The 3,634-nt window shown below is 51.5% G+C and carries 5 protein-coding genes; 2 read left to right on the top strand and 3 right to left on the bottom strand.

Going from position 1 to position 3,634, the window contains the following annotated elements; translation table 11 throughout:
* Window positions 1-45: 45 nt before the first annotated feature.
* The gene (gene soxR, locus K5905_RS29895) at window positions 46-531 is read right to left on the bottom strand and encodes a redox-sensitive transcriptional activator SoxR (RefSeq protein ID WP_297591306.1); all 486 of its coding nucleotides are present in this window, start codon (window positions 529-531) and stop codon (window positions 46-48) included.
* A gap of 99 nt (window positions 532-630) precedes the next feature.
* Here soxR and K5905_RS29890 point away from each other — a divergent pair, with 99 nt between their 5' ends.
* Window positions 631-1,020: a VOC family protein gene (locus tag K5905_RS29890; protein ID WP_297591304.1), complete on the top strand. Its 390-nt coding sequence runs from the start codon at window positions 631-633 to the stop codon at window positions 1,018-1,020.
* Window positions 1,021-1,247: 227 nt separating this feature from the next.
* Window positions 1,248-1,607 (top strand): cupin domain-containing protein, encoded by a 360-nt coding sequence (locus K5905_RS29885; RefSeq protein ID WP_297591303.1) that lies wholly within the window; start codon window positions 1,248-1,250, stop codon window positions 1,605-1,607.
* A 118-nt stretch (window positions 1,608-1,725) separates the two neighbouring features.
* On the opposite strand, the gene K5905_RS29880 is transcribed toward K5905_RS29885, so the two are convergent.
* Complete coding sequence (locus tag K5905_RS29880; protein ID WP_297591301.1) at window positions 1,726-2,970, bottom strand: HlyD family secretion protein; 1,245 nt, start codon at window positions 2,968-2,970, stop codon at window positions 1,726-1,728.
* Window positions 2,970-3,476 (bottom strand): hypothetical protein, encoded by a 507-nt coding sequence (locus K5905_RS29875; RefSeq protein ID WP_297591300.1) that lies wholly within the window; start codon window positions 3,474-3,476, stop codon window positions 2,970-2,972. Before K5905_RS29875 ends, K5905_RS29880 begins: the two co-directional genes overlap by 1 nt.
* Window positions 3,477-3,634 lie beyond the last annotated feature (158 nt).

Below are 3,634 nucleotides of genomic sequence, written 5' to 3'. Positions count from 1 at the left end.
TCTAATCCAAATTTATGTCTTCCAGACGTTAACCGAAATCGCCATTCATGGATCTTCGGTGAGCTCATCATCGCGATCAAATTCCGGCCGATCACCCAACAGGTATCTCGGTCCTCTCCCGTGGCGGGACGCCGCGTCGCCGGCGTTGTAGAGCTGACAGGATTTCATCGACAGACAGCCGCAGCCAATACAGGCATCAAGCTTGTCCCTTAACGCAGTCATTCGCTCTATCCGTTGATCCAGATGCCTGCGGAACTGCTTGCTGATACGCGTCCAATCCGCCTTGGTTGGAGCTCGCCCTTCCGGCAATTGTTTCAATTGCACAGCAATTTCCGAAATGGTGAACCCAAATTCCTGTGCCACAAGAACAAAGGAAAGCCGTCGAATATCTGCCCTCAAAAACCGTCGTTGCCCACCCTGATTTCGCATTGGATGAACCAGGCCCTTTTCTTCGTAGAACCGGATGGCGGACACGGTCAGCCCCGTTCGCTCTGCCAATTCGCCGATGGTCAGAAGATCACTGCCTTTCATAACCTTTTTCAAAATATATCACTTTCCCTCTTGACCTCAACTTTACTTGAGGAATTATCTCCTGTGTCCAGCTAAAGTCAAAGCTTGAAAGGACAAAAGATGAGTACCGCCTTTTTGGAACATGTGAATGTCACCGTTAGTGACCCGGACGCCATGGCCAAACGGCTGAAAGACTGGTTCGGTTGGGAAATCCGCTGGAAAGGCGAAAGCCTCGGTGGTGGTACGACCTATCACATTGGCAACGACACGAGTTACATCGCGGCATACACCCCGCCGCACTCGACCACACCTGTCAAAGGTGAAAGCTACAGCCACCATGGTGGCCTCAATCATATCGCGGTCGTGGTCGACGATCTTGACGCGACAGAAGCCCTGATCAAGGCTGGCGGATACACGACCCGAAACCATGGCGACTACGAACCTGGGCGGCGGTTCTATTTCGATGACGACGACGGCATCGAATTCGAGGTTGTGTCTTACGAACACTGAGCCGTTTCAAGGCCTTGTCTCTCAGGAGCTTAGTCCAATTCACTTGCGCAGAGCGCTGATGCATGCGGTGCAAAAATTGGGCAAAGCCCTGAGAAGGCTTTTCCGTTTGCCGAGGGCTGATGCGGACCGCAACAACGCGCATCGGTTGAACGCGGTCTTTCGAAGGTTGTCTTCTGGATACGTGGCATCGAATATGAACAGCGGATCAACCTGTACCGGAGAGACTGATGAAGCTTGTGTCAAATTCGGATGTCGAATGGATCGTCGGCGAAGGCTACCGGAAAAAGATCCTGCTCCGCGATGACGATGTAAATCTGAAAGGCGGTCTTGTTCAACTTGTTGAAATTCCACCGCATACCAAGGTCCGGGAGCATTATCACAAAAGCTGCACCGAAGTGTTTCATGTCCTGAGCGGCCAAGGCACATTCGTTATCGACGAGACCACGATCAATCTGGCACCCGGACAGACTTTGACGTGCGAACCCTATGAAGTCCACAGCACGGAAAACCCTTTCGACGAACCATTCAACTACATCGTCTTCAAGACCAACGTCGTTGAAAACGATCTTTTCTGGTGCTCCGTCTAGGGGACGGCCCTCGTTGCATTTGAAAATCCGTCTCCAAATTCAGAGTTTCAGATTGAAAGCTGAAAACGCCCCGGGAGACCAACACCCAATCAGCCTCCCGGTTTATGTGTTCGACAGATCAATGTCCGCCTGAAAGCACCAGCGTCTTTATGGGATATTGCAGTGCCTGGCTGCGCAAAATGATGGCATGCACAAGACCGACAGTATCCACTACGTGCAAGAACAAGAACTCACCCGTGCCCTCGTATTCACCGGCGGCCAACCTTTCGTGATTGCTTGTATAAGCGTTCACGGTACATGACGCCCCCGGAGGCAACTTTTCGAACCCGTTTTCGTAGAGGGGCTCCAATATTGTCGTTATCGTCGCCGATGCGCTGGATTTTGTGGCGTCGACAAGCTGACTCGTCGTACCAATCTGCCCTGCTGCAATTTCAGCCTGAACATCGGTAATGACGAGCGGAATGATTGTGAATGGCACGGCAGGGCAAAAGGCTTCTGCAATCATGCCCGGTTTGAGCACTTGTGCTTCTACCTGCCCGAAGCCGGCCACAATACGCCGCTTCTGGGAGTCCTTCGGTATCAGAATACCAGCCGGACGCATCAGAGGGTTCACAATATCTCCTGGCCGCAATGCAAACTGGATAATCGTGCCATCCACACTCGCATAGACAGTCATTTTTTCCAGTTCGACCTCTGCTTCTGCCAGCCTGGCTTCCGCGCTCTCCAACTTTGAAGGGAGAGCAACATTGATGTTGGTTTCAACAAGAGCCTTGTTGGCTTCTGCAGCTTCGAGACCGCCTTGACGAGCATCGACCGTGTTTTGAAGCTTTTCCAGATCCCTCTCGCTCACTACATTCGCATTCCGATTGAACAGTTCGTTGCGGGTGTCGAGTTCATCCTGCGCCTGTTTGAGCGAAGCCGCTGCCTGATCGACTTGTGCGGTTGCAACCTCCAACTCGCCCTGGGCCAAGGCAATTTCGCCCTTGATTTCTTCAACCTGCTGCTTCGCCGTAACAACATCCGCTTGCTGTCGGCTACTATCCAACTTGAAAATCGGTGAACCAGCCTTGATCTCCGTCTCCAGTTCATTGGCAACGAATATTTCTTCGACACGACCGGACCCTTCCGGAAGGATCGGAAGCGTTCTGAACGTGGACACAGCGCTGGTTGCCGTTGGATGAAAATAGAAAATGAGCGTAATCAGGGTGATCGTCAGCATCAGGCAGGTGACGATCCCATAACGCAGCTCATACCAAACGGAATAGAGAGTAATCTCGTGACCGATCCGTTTGCCTTGCACATACCTGCGAAACAAATAGTCCGGCAAAATTGTAATCAAGGCACTGAAGAGCGTTTCAAACATTACTGTACCTTCGACTCTGAGGACGTCACTTCATTCTGTCCGTTGCCGGACACACTCAGCTCCGATGTCTGAGCTTCACCTACAGCAGTTTCACCAGCAGTTTTCGCAGGCTCTTCATTTACTTCTGCGTCGAATTGGTCGTCGTCATCCAGCTCCTCAGCGGGAAGATTGGCCATCTTCCGGGCTGCACTGGCAATCGTTTCAAGCGGTGTCATGAAGTCCGGCAGTTGAACGAAGGCCAGGACAAGTGCAGCTACCCAGAAAACCTGATTGTGCGTGAACAAGGCCAGCAACCCGAGAACGGCCACGAGTTCAAACTGAATTCTTCCATGTTTGTGGGCAAGCCGTTCGGGCAATGAATGCAGATAAAGATAAAATGTTCCCAGAAGAACGATAAGCACAATCAGACCAATGAGGACATTCGTCATCATTGGATCGCTGCCATCAGCTGCCGGAATAAAATACGGCAGATGATGTGGTGCAAGTTCATGAATGTTTTCAGCCATAGACCGCCCCAGGTTACGAAAAAAGTATAACCTCAAGTACCTGACCAAGCGTCAATTGAAAAGCTCAGACTGTGTCTGAGCCTAAATTGCAATCTCAAGACCAGGCCAAAGCCGAACCGTGCTGTCGTAGTCTCTTTTCCTGTCGGATTTTACCTGGG

This window comes from Roseibium sp., assembly GCF_025698965.1.
Classification (GTDB): Bacteria; Pseudomonadota; Alphaproteobacteria; order Rhizobiales; family Stappiaceae; genus Roseibium.
This window is presented reverse-complemented; position numbering and strand designations above follow the sequence as displayed.

What these genes read in the sequence shown, in the direction of transcription:
- K5905_RS29875 (WP_297591300.1), bottom strand. Translation starts at nt 3,476, where the DNA reads ATGGCTGAAAACATTCATGAACTTGCACCACATCATCTGCCGTATTTT.
- K5905_RS29885 (WP_297591303.1), top strand. Translation starts at nt 1,248, where the DNA reads ATGAAGCTTGTGTCAAATTCGGATGTCGAATGGATCGTCGGCGAAGGC.
- K5905_RS29880 (WP_297591301.1), bottom strand. Translation starts at nt 2,970, where the DNA reads ATGTTTGAAACGCTCTTCAGTGCCTTGATTACAATTTTGCCGGACTAT.
- soxR (WP_297591306.1), bottom strand. Translation starts at nt 531, where the DNA reads ATGAAAGGCAGTGATCTTCTGACCATCGGCGAATTGGCAGAGCGAACG.
- K5905_RS29890 (WP_297591304.1), top strand. Translation starts at nt 631, where the DNA reads ATGAGTACCGCCTTTTTGGAACATGTGAATGTCACCGTTAGTGACCCG.